The sequence below is a fragment of the Neptuniibacter sp. QD37_11 genome, from assembly GCF_047778105.1.
Classification (GTDB): domain Bacteria; phylum Pseudomonadota; class Gammaproteobacteria; order Pseudomonadales; family Balneatricaceae; genus Neptuniibacter.
The window spans coordinates 443,628-457,332 of sequence record NZ_CP180552.1; the positions used below are offsets into that span (position 1 = coordinate 443,628).

At 45.7% G+C, this 13,705-nt stretch carries 12 protein-coding genes; 6 read left to right on the plus strand and 6 right to left on the minus strand.

Annotation, left to right across the window (positions count from 1 at the left end; all coding sequences use genetic code 11):
• The first annotated feature begins 104 nt into the window (after nucleotides 1-104).
• Both mrcB and ACMXYT_RS01990 read left to right on the plus strand, forming a co-directional pair.
• Nucleotides 105-2,324, plus strand: coding sequence for a penicillin-binding protein 1B (gene mrcB, locus ACMXYT_RS01985; RefSeq protein WP_415901090.1), 2,220 nt, complete (start codon nucleotides 105-107; stop codon nucleotides 2,322-2,324).
• Entirely contained in the window at nucleotides 2,312-2,875 is a 564-nt protein-coding gene (locus ACMXYT_RS01990; protein WP_415899982.1) for a tetratricopeptide repeat protein, read from the plus strand. Before mrcB ends, ACMXYT_RS01990 begins: the two co-directional genes overlap by 13 nt.
• A gap of 69 nt (nucleotides 2,876-2,944) precedes the next feature.
• Here ACMXYT_RS01990 and ACMXYT_RS01995 read toward each other — a convergent pair whose 3' ends face one another.
• From ACMXYT_RS01995 to ACMXYT_RS02010, 4 genes are read right to left on the minus strand one after another with little or no spacing between them, the layout of a single operon-like run.
• On the minus strand, nucleotides 2,945-3,547 hold the full coding sequence (locus ACMXYT_RS01995; protein WP_415899983.1) for a hypothetical protein: 603 nt from the start codon (nucleotides 3,545-3,547) through the stop codon (nucleotides 2,945-2,947).
• Nucleotides 3,544-4,827 carry a glutamate-1-semialdehyde 2,1-aminomutase gene (gene hemL / locus ACMXYT_RS02000; protein ID WP_415899984.1) on the minus strand — a complete coding sequence of 428 codons (1,284 nt, stop codon included), beginning with the start codon at nucleotides 4,825-4,827 and terminating at the stop codon, nucleotides 3,544-3,546. The genes ACMXYT_RS01995 and hemL overlap by 4 nt, the downstream gene beginning before the upstream one ends.
• A gap of 17 nt (nucleotides 4,828-4,844) precedes the next feature.
• Nucleotides 4,845-5,474 (minus strand): thiamine phosphate synthase, encoded by a 630-nt coding sequence (gene thiE / locus ACMXYT_RS02005; protein WP_415899985.1) that lies wholly within the window; start codon nucleotides 5,472-5,474, stop codon nucleotides 4,845-4,847.
• 3 nt (nucleotides 5,475-5,477) lie between these two features.
• Nucleotides 5,478-7,202, minus strand: a complete 1,725-nt coding sequence (locus ACMXYT_RS02010; RefSeq protein ID WP_415899986.1) for a chloride channel protein — start codon at nucleotides 7,200-7,202, stop codon at nucleotides 5,478-5,480.
• Nucleotides 7,203-7,287: 85 nt separating this feature from the next.
• On the opposite strand from ACMXYT_RS02010, the gene argC reads away from it, so the two are divergent.
• The 3 genes from argC (at nucleotide 7,288) to ACMXYT_RS02025 (ending at nucleotide 9,322) form a co-directional block, all read left to right on the plus strand.
• Entirely contained in the window at nucleotides 7,288-8,322 is a 1,035-nt protein-coding gene (gene argC / locus ACMXYT_RS02015; protein WP_415899987.1) for an N-acetyl-gamma-glutamyl-phosphate reductase, read from the plus strand.
• Between the two features lie 62 nt (nucleotides 8,323-8,384).
• Nucleotides 8,385-8,741 carry an iron-sulfur cluster insertion protein ErpA gene (erpA, locus tag ACMXYT_RS02020; RefSeq protein WP_415897441.1) on the plus strand — a complete coding sequence of 119 codons (357 nt, stop codon included), beginning with the start codon at nucleotides 8,385-8,387 and terminating at the stop codon, nucleotides 8,739-8,741.
• 128 nt (nucleotides 8,742-8,869) lie between these two features.
• Nucleotides 8,870-9,322 (plus strand): hypothetical protein, encoded by a 453-nt coding sequence (locus ACMXYT_RS02025; RefSeq protein ID WP_415899988.1) that lies wholly within the window; start codon nucleotides 8,870-8,872, stop codon nucleotides 9,320-9,322.
• Here the strand turns inward: ACMXYT_RS02025 and ACMXYT_RS02030 are convergent.
• Together ACMXYT_RS02030 and ACMXYT_RS02035 are read right to left on the minus strand one after the other, a co-directional pair.
• Nucleotides 9,319-10,428 (minus strand): anhydro-N-acetylmuramic acid kinase, encoded by a 1,110-nt coding sequence (locus ACMXYT_RS02030; RefSeq protein ID WP_415911798.1) that lies wholly within the window; start codon nucleotides 10,426-10,428, stop codon nucleotides 9,319-9,321. The two genes, ACMXYT_RS02025 and ACMXYT_RS02030, sit on opposite strands and share 4 nt — an antisense overlap.
• Nucleotides 10,429-10,430: 2 nt before the next feature.
• The gene (locus ACMXYT_RS02035) at nucleotides 10,431-11,804 is read right to left on the minus strand and encodes an OapA family protein (protein ID WP_415899990.1); all 1,374 of its coding nucleotides are present in this window, start codon (nucleotides 11,802-11,804) and stop codon (nucleotides 10,431-10,433) included.
• A 214-nt stretch (nucleotides 11,805-12,018) separates the two neighbouring features.
• Between ACMXYT_RS02035 and tyrS the strand changes: the two genes are divergently transcribed.
• Nucleotides 12,019-13,314, plus strand: a complete 1,296-nt coding sequence (gene tyrS, locus ACMXYT_RS02040; protein ID WP_415899991.1) for a tyrosine--tRNA ligase — start codon at nucleotides 12,019-12,021, stop codon at nucleotides 13,312-13,314.
• Nucleotides 13,315-13,705: the final 391 nt, after the last annotated feature.

Consider the following 13,705-nt stretch of genomic DNA (forward strand, 5'->3'; position numbering starts at 1 on the left):
AAAAGAGAGCACCAAAATCGTCAAGTCGTGGCAAAAGCACTAAAAAACCACGCAGTTTCCTGAAAAAGTTTCTTATCTTTCTGTTCAAGCTGTCCCTTTTGGGCATGGTGATTGGCGGAATCGGTTTGATCTATCTGGATGTCCAAGTCAAAAGTAAGTTTGAGGGTAAGCGCTGGGCATTGCCTGCCAAAGTGTATGCGCGGCCTCTCGAGTTGTATCCGGGACAGGTATTAGATCGCCAAGCGTTAAAGGATGAATTGAAAGGCTTGGGCTACCGATTTGTAAATCGTGCGGATAAACCGGGGATGGTGGAATGGGCTTCCAGTCGTGCTCGCGTGTATACCCGTGGGTTTAGTTTTCCTGATGGTGATGAGAGCGCACAACGTTTATTGCTGAGCTTCAGTGGCAATCAGTTAGTTTCGATTAAAGATAGTCGTGGTTCGATCGTTCCGTTAAGTCGTCTAGAGCCGATCCTTATCGGTGGTATTTACCCTCGAGATAATGAAGACCGTGACCTGATTCGTTTGGATCAAGCACCACAACTACTTTTGGACTCATTGATTCAGATAGAGGATCGCGATTATTACAGCCACTTCGGTGTCTCGCCAAAAGGTATCGCGCGTGCAATGTGGGTTAACCTGAAGGCGCGACGCTTTATTCAGGGCGGTAGTACCCTGACACAGCAGTTGATCAAAAACTTCTATCTAACCTCTGATCGAACCTTGGCGCGTAAGCTCATGGAGATCCCTATGGCGGTGCTATTGGATCTTCGCTACAGCAAGGATGAGATTTTAGAGGCCTATCTGAACGAAGTTTACTTGGGACAATCGGGCTCCCGTGCAGTGCATGGTTTTGGTCTGGCGAGTCAGTATTACTTTGCCCAACCTATTAATGAATTGAAACTTCATCAGGTCGCACTATTGGCTGGTATGGTGAAGGGCCCATCTTACTATGACCCAAGACGTCATCCGGAACGTGCTAAAGCGCGTCGTGATCTTGTGTTGAAAGTGCTGCAAGAACAGGGCGTGATCAGTATGAAAGATCGTCTAGATGCTGAGAAACGTGGCTTAGGTGTGGTTAAACAGCGTAGCCTTCATAAAGGTGCTTATCCTGCCTATCTCGATCTTGTAAAACGTCAGTTGCGTGAAGAGTACCCTGAAGATGTGCTTAGCTCAGAAGGTTTGCGAGTATTCACTAGCTTAGATCCAATGGTTCAAGCGAATACTGCAGCGGCTCTGACCAAAACCATAGGCAATTTAAAGAAACGCTTCGGCAAACCGGTCACTGCATTGCAGGGCGGAATTGTAGTCACTGATCCGCAAACCGGTGAAGTATTGGCGCTGGTGGGTGGTAAAAACGCCCGCTATCAAGGCTTTAACCGCGCTTTAGATGCGCGCCGTCCAATCGGTTCTTTGGTGAAACCAGCAGTCTTTTTGGCGGGGTTAGAAGAGGGTTATACCTTGGCTTCCCTTTTGGATGATCAGCCGATTAGTGTGCCGCTTCCTGGTGGTAAGAGTTGGGTGCCGCAGAACTTTGATCGTCAAAGCCACGGTAAAGTGCCGCTTTATCTATCTTTAGCGAAATCCTATAACCAGAGTACTGCCCAATTAGGTATGGATATAGGTTTGCCGAAAGTGATCGATACCTTAGAACGTTTAGGTATCTCTCGTGATCCCAAACCTTACCCCTCGCTTTTGTTGGGCGCGGAGTCGATGAGCCCATTTGAGATTGCGACGGTTTATCAGACGATTGCTGCAAATGGTTTTAGAACGCCGATGCGTGCTATTCGTTTGGTTACGGACTCAGAAGGGCAGGAGCTTTCTCGCTATCCATTTGAAGTGAAACAGGTGGTGACTGCGGAGAATATGCATCTGATTCAATACGCGTTACAAGCGGTTACCCGAGAAGGTACAGGGCGCTATATCTATAGCCGTCTGCCAGGTTCAATTAATGTGGCTGGTAAGACCGGCACTAGTAATGGTCAGCGCGATAGTTGGTTTGCTGGTTTTGCAGGAGATCGCATGGCGGTGGTCTGGTTAGGGCTGGACGACAATGGCAAGCTACCTTTTACCGGTTCGGGAGGTGCATTACGCGTTTGGACCGAGTTAATGGTAAAAGAACGACCTCAGTCACTTATGGCGGTTCAGCCTGAAGAGATTGAGTATCACTGGATTGAAGAAAAAACAGGTTTGATCTCTGCCGAACAATGTCAGGGTGTGCGACAATTGCCGTTCATAAAAGGTACAGCTCCGCAAGATTACGCTGAATGTGCCGGAAATCAGCAACAAGAATCTATGGATTGGTTTGAACGATGGTTCAGATAATTAAGAGATATAAAACAGCTGGAGCACTTTTAACAGCATTGGCTTTGACTGGGTGCGTGAGTGGAACAGGAGTATACCGTCCCCCTGTAGAGGATCGATCAGGACAAGATGGTGTTATTCAGTCAGCCGAATCTGCAACAGGTGTTCAAATCAAACCTACGGTTGTTCGAGAATCGCGAACTGAGAACCCTGTCGCCGTTCCAGTTCCGACGCCTGTGACTGCTCGCGCTCAAAACCCTGCTGTCATTGCTTTGTTAAACAGTGCCAATCAGCAGAAAAATAGAGGGGCGATGCAGGCAGCAGAAAGTAATCTTGAACGTGCACAACGGATCGCTCCTAGGGATCCGGAGATCTATTATCAATGGGCTGATGTACGTCGCCTAGAAGGTCAGTGGGCTCAAGCCGAGCAAATGGCCCTCAAAGGCACAAATATGGCTATTGGTGATGTCGTTATGTTGCGAAGATTGTGGTTGCTAATTGCGGATATTCGTCAAAGTTCAGGTGATCGTTCAGGTGCAAATGCAGCCCGAACTAAAGCGCTGAATTACTAATCGGATAAGCACTAAAAAGCAGCCTAAATGGCTGCTTTTTTATGCGTGAAATAGGCAGGTCGAGATCGTTTAAGGAAGCTTTTCTTTTCCAAGGGCTATGCTCAAAAGTATCAGAGCAACAGCAAGAACTGAATGATACAGAGCTGGGTCGGCCAAATGAGGCATTAGACTTGCTTGACTATAAACAAGGGTCGAAACTGCAATCGCAATTGCGGATGCAGTACCTGCTGCTTTAGTGATTAGCGGTTGCATTCTTAAACAGCTGATTAGCAAAGCAAGTGCAGATAGTACTGCACATGCTTGGCTGTAGGTGACCCCTACCTCGCTTCGGCGGCAGAGTTCAAATAGGGCGAATAATACTAACAACCAGCGCCCCCATGCTGCACGTGACCACTCCTTCTTCCAAGCATAATCAAACATGGCGCTTGCTATTAAAGGGATTGCCGCAAAGTAAGCTAGGTTATCAAGCAGGCGCCTGAACGTGACTGAATCTTGATCTGTTCCTTGTAGCAGGAGTGCGCCAGCACCTGAGCAAGCGATAAATGCAGCAGCAAGGCTAATGACCATACTGGCAGTATGATCATGTTTCTCGCCTACTCTATAACTGCGCCCTGCTAAAAATAGAGCGCTGGCAATCAGAAGCGCATTGCCAGCTATGATAGCTACGGTCATTTTAGATTCGCAAAAACGTGGTCAGCCGCTGCGAGTGTTTTCTCAATATCTTCCTGTGTATGTGCAGCAGATACAAAGCCTGCTTCAAATGCTGAAGGTGCTAGATATACACCTTGTTCAAGCATGCCATGGAAGAATTTAGAGAAACGATCAGCGTCGCACGCCATAGTTTCAGCGAAGCTAGTCACTTGCTCTTGCTCAGTGAAGAATAGACCGAACATGCCACCGACACGGCTAGTGGTAAATGGAATACCATTTGCCATCGCTACAGCTTCTAAACCTTCGGTTAGTAGCTCTACTTTTGCGCTTAGTTGCTCGTAGAAACCTGGTTTTGAAACGGCGTTCAGCATCGCTAGGCCTGCAGCCATTGCGAGTGGGTTACCGGAAAGCGTACCCGCTTGGTAAACAGCGCCTAGCGGAGCGATATGCTCCATAATCTCTTTCTTACCACCAAACGCGCCTACTGGTAGTCCACCGCCAATAACTTTACCTAGCGTCGTTAGGTCAGGTGTTACGTTATAAACAGACTGTGCGCCACCCAGTGCTACACGAAAGCCCGTCATTACTTCGTCAAAGATCAGAACCGTGCCGTATTCATCACATACTTCACGAAGACCTTCTAGGAAGCCAGGAATCGGAGGGATGCAGTTCATGTTGCCGGCTACAGGTTCAACAATGATGCACGCGATCTGATCACCGATCTCGGCGAATGCTTTACGAACGCTGTCGATATCGTTGTGAGTCAAAGTGATGGTGTGTTCAGCAAGAGAGGCAGGAACGCCAGGAGAGCTAGGCTCGCCTAAAGTCAGCATGCCAGAGCCTGCTTTAACCAATAGAGAGTCGGAATGACCGTGGTAGCAGCCTTCAAACTTAACGATTTTATCGCGCTTAGTGTAACCACGTGCCAGACGGATCGCACTCATAGTTGCTTCTGTACCAGAGCTAACCATACGGACCATGTCTAAAGATGGCATGATCTCGCAAACCTTGTTTGCCATCTCGATTTCGATCTCAGTTGGCGCGCCAAAACCTAGACCGTTATCTAAAGAAACGCGTACAGCATCGATTACTTCACTGTTGCAATGACCTAAGATCATTGGTCCCCAAGAGCCAACGTAGTCGATGTATTTGTTACCGTCTTCATCAAACAAGTAAGCGCCTTCGCCTTGTTTGAAGAAGATTGGGGTGCCGCCTACACCTTTAAATGCACGCACAGGAGAGTTAACTCCACCGGGAATGTGAACTTGAGCTGCTTGGAAAAGTTCTTCTGAACGGGACATCTTTATTCTCTCTGAAATCAATTAGTGAAGAGCTGGTGGAACTGTTTTGCTGCTGCAGTCACTTTTTTGTTCGCGTATAGCGCATGTATGACGGCAACCATATCGGCACCTGCTGTTACAATCTGGTCGGCATTATCCACGCTAATGCCTCCAATCGCCACTATTGGCAAGTTAACTTTGTCTTTTACATCTTTAACCAACGAAAGAGGAGCTGGCTTGGCATTGGGTTTAGTTTTCGATGGGAAGAATGCGCCGAATGCTAAATATGAAGCACCGGCTTGTTGTGCTTTTAAGGCTAGCTCCAATGAATCATGGCAGGTTACACCGATGATCGCGTCTTCGCCTAGCATTTCGCGAGCTTCCTCTATTGCGCCATCGCTTTGTCCCAAGTGCACACCTGCGGCACCAATACCTGCAGCTAAGCCCGCATCATCATTGATGATGAGCGGGATTTTGTTCTTTTTACAAATAAGGTTTAAAGCCGATGCTTGCTCAACGCGTTTTCTAAGATCGGATGATTTATCTCGATACTGAATGATCTTCGTGCCGCCCTGTATGCTTTGTTCAACTTTGCGCAGCATTGTTTCAGTATCGGGCATTAGGTCGGAATCAGTAATGCCGTATAGGCCTTTTAAACTGTATGTCATAGATCAGTCTTTGCGGTAGAAGTCTTCAATTTGGCTTCGGGTTAGTAGGCCCGTAATTTTCTTCTGATTATCTAGAACGTATAAAGCTTCGGTACTTTTATTATTCATTCTATCCAGAGCTTCTTGTAGTGTTGCTTTGCTATCGATACTACTAGCATCGAGACGAAGTGCCGGTATCTCTAATAGATCAATATCCTTATGTGGTTCAAAGTTATTTCTAAGGTGAAGATGCAGATCTCCAGGGGAGAGGAAACTGAAGTCATTATCTTTTTCTACCAGAACCCAATCGGGGCTAGTCTCTAAGGCATGTTGAGCGCCTTTTTCGGAGACGATTGCAGTACTTTTTACAAAATTCGTTGTCATGATGCTTTGTACAGCTGAGCCATTAAGTATCTGGGCAATAGGTTTATATCGATAATCCAACCCTTGTAACTGCATACTGATAACAAAGATCGACGGCATTTTGAAAACGTAGCGGGCGATCAAATTTGAAACTACAATGGAAATCATTGCGGGAAAAATAATATTCGGATTGGATGAAAGCTCCAATATCGCTACCAGCGCGGCCATAGGCGCGTTGGCAACAGCGCCCATCATACTGCCCATACCCAATAGGGCATAGAATCCAGAATTTGCTACATCTTGGTCAACGGCACTAGCACCAAAGATACCGAGAATTCCTCCCGCCATAGCGCCTATGAAAAAGGTAGGCCCGATAAGTCCTGCTGGAACACCAAGGCCAAGAACAATCGGTGTCAGAACGCACTTGGCTAGCACTATGCCTATTAGTAAACCAATACCCACTTCGCCATGTAAAACAGAGGTCACTGTGTCGTAGCCCAATCCCATTATTTGTGGATAAAACAGAGCCATTGAGCCAGTGAGAATACCTGCCAATATTAACTTGGATCTATACGTGAAGACGGAATGATCGGACCACTTCATCGTTGCACGCATTAGCGCAATAAATAGAACGGCTAAAAGCCCAATAATAAGGCCTAAAAAGGCCACGTAAGGAATTTCATGCAGAGACACTATATGTAGTTGAGGGACAGTAAGTACTAACTGATTTCCTAGCATTATCTGGACAACTAGCGTGCCTGTTGCTGCAGCAACCATGACTGGCATAAAACCGATGACGGTGTATTCCAGTAATATGACCTCCATGGCAAAGACGACGCCTGCTAATGGGGTGTTAAAGGTAGCGGCAATACCTGCGGCAGCGCCGCAGCCTGCCAGTATTCTTAAAGTATTGTTGGGTAGTTTTAATCTTTGCCCAAGTTGGCTACCACATGCTGCACCTAAGTGAATAGCTGGGCCCTCTTTACCGACAGAGTGACCGCACAGCAGAGCAATTGAAGCAGCGATAAGTTGAACGACAGCGTTCACCAAAGGCAGATTGCTTTGATGGTAAGCCATTCGTTCCAATAAGTGAGCAACACCTACTTTGCGATTAAGTGGGGTGACGCGTGATAAAACCGCTATCAATAATAAGCTGCCGACAATAGGGAGGAAGAAATGATACCAAGAGGAAAGTCCTTCAAAGTTATCACTGTCACCTCCAGGTAAAAAGCTAGAAAGCGGGAGTTCAAGCAATAACCGAAAGCTGCCTAAAACAAGACCGCACAGCAATCCGCAGATTAACCCTAGGATAACCATTTGGGGCAATGCTTCACTGTGAGCAAGGCGATGGCGGAAATGGTCAAGAGAAAAAGTATTTCGCAGCATAAGCTAGATTATTTATTAATAGTCATAAGGGTCTTAGTTTCTGTATTATACGTTACCAGTTTTTCATCCCTTATGAGAGGTTCCTGTGATTAAGGTAGGTATTGTAGGTGGTACCGGTTATACCGGTGTAGAGTTACTTCGTTTGTTGGCAAATCATCCTCAGGCAAAAGTAGAGGTTATTACTTCTCGCTCAGAGGAAGGCGTCAGTGTGGCTGACATGTATCCCAACCTTCGAGGACACCACGATCTGCGCTTTACCGTACCGGACGTGGAAACTCTAAGTGGTTGTGATGTGGTTTTCTTTGCGACGCCTCACGGAGTTGCGATGAATATGGCAGCAGAGCTTGTTGGTAAGGGGGTTAAAGTCATTGATCTAGGTGCCGACTTCAGAATCAAGGATCTGGAGCTTTGGTCTAAGTGGTATGGCATGGAGCATACACAACCAGAGATGGCAGAATTGGCTGTGTATGGTTTGCCAGAGGTTAATCGTGAACAGATCAAAGATGCGCAGTTGATTGCTTGCCCAGGTTGTTATCCAACGGCGACGCAGCTTGCTTATCTGCCTCTATTGGAAAACAAACTGATCGATCACCGTCGTCTAATTGCTGACTGTAAATCGGGTGTAAGTGGTGCTGGTCGTGGTGCGAAGGTTGGTATGTTGTTGTGCGAAGCGAGTGAAAGCATGATGGCTTACGGCGTGCCGGGTCATCGTCACCTGCCTGAGATTAAGCAAGGTCTTGCGTTAGCAGCAGAACGTCCAGTGCATCTGACGTTTGTTCCGCACCTAACGCCGATGATTCGTGGCATTCATTCTACTTGCTACGGCGTGTTAAAAGATCCTGTTGATCACGATCTACAAGCGATCTTTGAAGAACGTTACGCAAATGAGCCATTTGTTGATGTTATGCCTGCAGGTAGTCATCCACAAACAAGAAGTGTTAAAGGTGCGAACGTTTGCCGTATCAGCGTTCATCGTCCTCAAGGTGAAGACACGGTGGTTGTATTATCTGTGATTGATAACCTTGTTAAAGGTGCTGCGGGTCAGGCGGTTCAAAATATGAACATTATGTTTGGTTTTGAAGAGACTGCCGGTCTGAATGTTGTTGGCTTAATGCCTTAATACTTGACTGAATTAGTCGGTTAAGGCGATAATTGTGCTCAGCTTAATTGAGTATGGTCGTTATGATAGAAACAGTTGATCCGATTGCAGAGCCGGAGATGGTATTTACTACTTCTGCCGCTGCTAAAGTAAAATCTCTTATGGAAGAGGAAGAGAATGATAGCCTGAAGTTACGTGTATTTATTACAGGTGGCGGCTGTGCCGGTTTCTCTTACGGCTTCACTTTTGATGAAAATGCTGCAGATGATGACACTGTGATCGAGCGTGATGGTGTGTTCATGGTGGTAGATCCGATGAGCTTCCAATATTTAGTTGGTTCTGAAGTGGACTTTAAAGAAGGTCTTCAAGGTTCTCAGTTTGTGATTAACAACCCGAACGCAACGACAACTTGTGGTTGTGGTTCATCCTTCTCTATCTAGCTGTTTCTGTTCAGCTTAGTCTAAGCTTACATATGATAGTAATAGGTTATCTCTTGTTATGAGGGGGCCTATTACTATATCTTCTACTCTGTCGTAGGTTATTAATTTAAGTCCTCTAGGGGAATAATATGCGTCAGTTGGTTTTTTCTGTTTTCTGTATGCTTTTTTCTGGCTTGCTCATGGCCCAGCCACTGCAGTCGCCTATTTCTCCAGATGTCGCTAATGATCGTTATCTTGCGTTGATTAAGAAACACACGCCTAGTGAAGTTGAAATGCTTTTTCAACGAGCGAGTATGCTCGTCGATGAGGTGGAGAATCTTTCATCCTACGAGCCGATCGTGTTTGTTTTGCATGGTGATGAAGCGCATGCTTTTCGGCATCAGAATATGAATCAGTACAAAAGTTTGTTAGAGCTTGCTGAACGATTAGATTCAAATAATGTGATCGATATTCGTGTATGTGAAACATGGATGCGAGCGAATGGTGTAGAGCGCTCAGAGTTACCTGCGTTTATCGATACGATCCCTCTAGGTCCTGCAGAACAGGTTAGGCTTCGCCAACAAGGCTATCTATACTTTTAGGCTTGATAGATAGCGCCTAGAATCCGATCCCCTTTTGCGCCGGTAACATTTGGATTGTTGCCGGCTTTTCCATCTAAGCAGCGCATAGCTAACCAAGCAAAGGCTGCTGCTTCCATCCAATCTGCATCAATACCGATATCGTCACTGTTACTGACGTTAATGGCTGGCAATAGATCAGATATACGTCGCGTAAGTGCCTGATTGAAACTACCACCACCACAGATATATAGCTCAAATACCTGGCTAGGAATGTGTGCTTTTATAGCATCGGTTATGCTGGTGGCGGTCAATTCAAGCAGAGTGCGTTGTACATCTTCCGCTTTAATCTCTGGAAACGTGGCTAGTGTTTGTTTTAGCCAGGCTAAATTGAACTGTTCCCTGCCAGTGCTTTTAGGTGGAGGTTCGGAAAAATACTCGATAGAGCTTAATTGATCTAAAAGGTCCTCATTAATGGAGCCAGTTAGTGCCCATTCGCCATTTTGATCGAAGGGGAGGTCTCGACAGTGTTTGATCCATGCATCTAATAAAACGTTACCCGGACCTGTATCAAAGCCAAGAATACTGTGTTCTTCGGATTTTGGAAGGAAAGTAAGGTTAGCCATCCCACCAATATTCAGCAGAATGCGATTACTTTCATTAGAGTGCAGCATTGCATGATGAAACGCGGGAACCAAAGGGGCGCCTTGACCATTAGCCGCCATATCACGACGTCGAAAATCTGCCACAGTGGTGATACCGGTTAGTTCAGCAATTTGGTTTGCATCACCTATTTGCAAAGTGAAGCCGAATTCTGGACGGTGACGGATGGTTTGACCGTGGCTGCCGATTGCTGAAACTTGCTCGGCAGATAAGCCGTTTTTGCTTAAAAGATCATTTACGGTTTTGGCGAAGAGCTTGCCTAAAGATCTATCTACCTTGCCCATTAAGTCAATTTCATGATCGCCGGGCTGGGTCAGTATCAAAATATCATTCTTTAAAGTTGCTGGAATCTCTTCAGCGTGCGTGGCTACCATTTCAAAATTTGGCTTAAATCTAACGGCAACTGCGTCGATACCATCCAGACTGGTACCTGACATTAAACCAATAAATAGATCCTTCTGACTCATGCTTAACGATTGCTCTGTGCAAGTGTGGTGGCTTGGTGAGTTTCAAGCTGGGCTAATAAGCTACTCGCCGTTTCCGTGAAGGTGCTTCGCTCAGCTTTGGCGATAGGAGACGCTTGTGGCAATTTAACTGTCAGAGGGTTCTTGTGAACGCCATTGACGCGAAACTCGTAATGAAGGTGAGGGCCACTCGCAAGGCCTGTTTGACCAACAAAACCAATCACTTGGCCTTGCTTAACGCGAGTGCCGACACGTTGTCCACGTTTAAAATTGCTCATATGGGCATAAAGGGTGGTGATATTGCTACCGTGTTGGACGATTACAACATTGCCAAATCCGCCTTTTCTACCACGGAATGTGATTTTTCCTTCGCCAGCAGCTTTAATTGGAGTGCCTGTTCGAGCAGCATAATCCACACCCTTGTGAGCGCGAATGCGATTGAGTACAGGGTGTTTGCGGTTTAGGCTAAAGCGAGAGCTGATACGGGCGAAATCTACCGGTGAGCGAAGAAAGGCTTTGCGCATACTATAGCCTTCAGGTGTGTAGTAGCTGCTATCGCCTTGGGTATTTGTATAACGAAGAGCGGTGAATTTATTGCCTCTGTTAGTAAATTGAGCGGCAATAATAGGGCCTTCGCCAATTTTCTCGCCATCTAGATAATGTTCTTCATAAATAAGACTGAAATCGTCGTTTTTACGAATATCTAGGACGAAGTCTACGTCCCAGCCAAAAATGCTGGCGAGCTCCATTATCTTCTTGCTGGAAAGTCCAGCTTCTTCGCCTGCTAAAAAAAGCGAGTCTTTGATTGTACCGGCTGTGAATTGCTGTCTGACTTCGGGCGTTCTGATAACAGAATTAATCTGGAAGGCGCCGTTAGGGGCGGTATGCAGCAGGGTGTATTTAAGTTTGGATTCAATATGTTTGAGCTTGCTTAACTTACCGTTCTCAATGACGAAGCTTAATGTTTGACCTGGGAATAGGCGGGTGAATGCTTTGGTTTCTTTACCAGCAGCAGCTACATGGTAAACATCGCGTGGTGTTAGTCCTGCCTTTTTAAACATGGACGTTAAATTGTCACCATTGCCTACAGTGTATTCGACCCAGTTATTTTCAGGTATAGAAGGGGTTGCAGCAGCTGTTTGGACTGGATTGGTTTCGATAACTGTTTCGGCTGATGTCGTTTCTGCGCTAGAAGTGGTTGATTCAGGAGATATAAGCGGCGCAGTAGGTGGAGTGGTTGATAGGTCGCCTCGAGTCGCTTCAACTTCTTGTGATGGAAGCAGTAAAAGAGTCAGGCCTAAAATAAGAACGCAGGCACTGACAGCCACTAAGTGAACCGTGGGAAAATTTCCACGGAACTGTTTAACGCGATTTAGCACCCTATACCCCTTCATTATTATATTGGGTTGCTGAAAATTGAGCGTTGCATTATGCCACTGTCATTAAAGAAAGTCGGCTTAGTTGAATAAAACTTAAGGATTGCTTAACGATAACTCAGAAAAATTGCTGAGAACTTATTTGTTTGCAGGCTTAGCAAGGGCTAAAATAGCCGCTTCGAATTTTTAGCCGTAATTTAAAGGGCAAGCAAAAGCAATGAGTGAAGCACTATTAAACGACCTACAAGCGCGCGGGCTAGTGGCGCAGATGACAAGCGAAGAAGATTTGGCAAAGCATCTTGCTGAAGGCAGTGTGACTCTTTATTGCGGCTTCGACCCTACAGCAGATAGCTTGCATATTGGTAGTCTAGTACCACTACTAACATTAAAGCGTTTCCAAGAGTTTGGTCACAAACCGCTTGCACTTGTGGGTGGGGCGACTGGCCTAATCGGTGACCCGAGCTTTAAAGCGCAAGAGCGTAAGTTAAATGATGATTCAACAGTAGCTGGTTGGGTTGAGAAGCTTAAAGCGCAGGTTAGTGCGTTTGTAGATTTCGACTGTGGTGCTAATAGTGCTGAAGTTGTGAATAACCTAGATTGGACGCAAAACGTAAATGTACTAACTTTCTTGCGTGATATTGGTAAACACTTCTCTGTTAACCAGATGATAGCTAAAGAGTCAGTGAAGCAACGTATTGATCGTGAAGGTGAAGGCATCTCTTTCACTGAATTCACGTACATGATTTTGCAATCGTATGACTTCCAGCAGTTAAATGCTACTCATGGTTGTACTCTACAGATCGGTGGTTCTGATCAGTGGGGTAATATTACAGGCGGTACTGAACTGACTCGTCGTATGAATGGCAATCAAGCATTTGGTTTGACGCTACCGCTTATTACTAAGTCAGACGGTACCAAATTTGGTAAAACTGAGTCGGGCACTATATGGCTAGATGCAAACAAAACATCTCCATATGCTTTCTACCAGTTCTGGCTACAAACAGCAGATGCAGATGTATACCGATTCCTAAAATATTTCACGTTCTTGCCTGTAGTAGAGATTGAAGCGCTAGAAAAAGAAGATGCAGAGCGTCAAGGTCGTCCAGAAGGTCAACGTGTTCTTGCTGAAGAAGTAACGCGCCTTGTCCATGGTGACGAAGGATTGGCTGCGGCTAAGCGTATTACAGAAGCGTTGTTCTCCGGTGAAACATCTGAATTAAGCGAACAAGATTATGCGCAACTAGCTCAAGACGGTTTGCCATCATCTGTAATTAACCCAGCAGAAGTGGCTGAAACACCTTTAACTACTATCTTGTCAGAAGCGGGTATGGCGCCAGGCGGCAAGCAAGTTAAAGATGCTCTACAGCGAAATGCGGTTATTGTTAACGGCAACGCACACGGCTTTGAAGATAATATGAAAGCGACAGAAGTGTTCGCCGAGTCAAATGCGCGTTTTGGCAAGTACTTCTTAGTTAAGCTAGGCAAAAAGAAACATCATCTATTCTCTCTATAAGTCATAAGAGGGAAAATAAAGAAGGCGTTGAGGTAAAACTCAGCGCCTTTTTTGTATCTGTTGACTACTATTTATACTCCGTTGATTAATGCTTGATCGATTTGCGGTGATTTGTAAGTTTTTTCAACTTTTTGCACTTTTTTTAAGATTGGGTGTTGACCCTTTTTCAGATGTCTGTAGAATTCGCCGTCCTTGCTTAGGGAGGCCGCTTTTAAAGGGGCTGCAGAGCTGAGTGAGGTGCTTAGTAAGTGATTGAAAACATTGGTTTTTAAGATTTCTTACGGAGCAGGATTCAAAGTCCGGTTGCTGAGTAAAAGCTTTTTACAAAATTGCAAAATAAACGGTTGACTTTGAATGAGCGCACAGTAGAATATGCGCCTCGCTTGAGACG

Excerpts from the sequence above, each read along its gene's own strand:
- mrcB (WP_415901090.1), top strand. The coding sequence starts at position 105 with ATGGTGATTGGCGGAATCGGTTTGATCTATCTGGATGTCCAAGTCAAA.
- ACMXYT_RS01990 (WP_415899982.1), top strand. The coding sequence starts at position 2,312 with ATGGTTCAGATAATTAAGAGATATAAAACAGCTGGAGCACTTTTAACA.
- ACMXYT_RS01995 (WP_415899983.1), bottom strand. The coding sequence starts at position 3,547 with ATGACCGTAGCTATCATAGCTGGCAATGCGCTTCTGATTGCCAGCGCT.
- hemL (WP_415899984.1), bottom strand. The coding sequence starts at position 4,827 with ATGTCCCGTTCAGAAGAACTTTTCCAAGCAGCTCAAGTTCACATTCCC.
- thiE (WP_415899985.1), bottom strand. The coding sequence starts at position 5,474 with ATGACATACAGTTTAAAAGGCCTATACGGCATTACTGATTCCGACCTA.
- ACMXYT_RS02010 (WP_415899986.1), bottom strand. The coding sequence starts at position 7,202 with ATGCTGCGAAATACTTTTTCTCTTGACCATTTCCGCCATCGCCTTGCT.
- erpA (WP_415897441.1), top strand. The coding sequence starts at position 8,385 with ATGATAGAAACAGTTGATCCGATTGCAGAGCCGGAGATGGTATTTACT.
- ACMXYT_RS02025 (WP_415899988.1), top strand. The coding sequence starts at position 8,870 with ATGCGTCAGTTGGTTTTTTCTGTTTTCTGTATGCTTTTTTCTGGCTTG.
- ACMXYT_RS02030 (WP_415911798.1), bottom strand. The coding sequence starts at position 10,428 with ATGAGTCAGAAGGATCTATTTATTGGTTTAATGTCAGGTACCAGTCTG.
- tyrS (WP_415899991.1), top strand. The coding sequence starts at position 12,019 with ATGAGTGAAGCACTATTAAACGACCTACAAGCGCGCGGGCTAGTGGCG.